Origin of the sequence: Vibrio marinisediminis, assembly GCF_014050145.1 — a bacterium.
Taxonomy (GTDB): domain Bacteria; phylum Pseudomonadota; class Gammaproteobacteria; order Enterobacterales; family Vibrionaceae; genus Vibrio; species Vibrio marinisediminis.
Window position 1 is genome coordinate 1 of record NZ_JACFYF010000153.1, and the last position, 305, is coordinate 305.

Here is a 305-nt window from a genome sequence, read left to right on the forward strand (position 1 = left end):
ATGCGAAACCCTCGGGTTTTTTGCAATGAATTCAGTCGAAGCGCCCCGGGTCCGGCGCAACCCCCACCGGGCGCCTCAATTCATCCGGGCTTTCAGCGCGGCGAATTTGTTACCGAGATGGGCCGACAACAGCTGCCCGAGCAGCGGGCCGTCCCGTGCCTCCAGCGCGGTGATGATGCCTTCGTGCTCGGCCACGGCCTGGGCCCAGCGCGCATCCGAGATATTCGCAAGGAATCGCGCGCGCTTCACCCTTGAACCAAGCACCCTGTGATGCTGGGACAGAACCTCGTTGCCCGCCGCCTCGA

Annotated in this window: 1 protein-coding gene; it reads right to left on the reverse strand. The window is 64.3% G+C overall.

Features of this window, described 5'->3' with window-relative positions; genetic code table 11:
* Positions 1-75: 75 nt before the first annotated feature.
* Positions 76-305: FCD domain-containing protein (locus H2O73_RS23760; RefSeq protein WP_182110766.1), on the reverse strand; the 230-nt coding region annotated here is incomplete at its 5' end.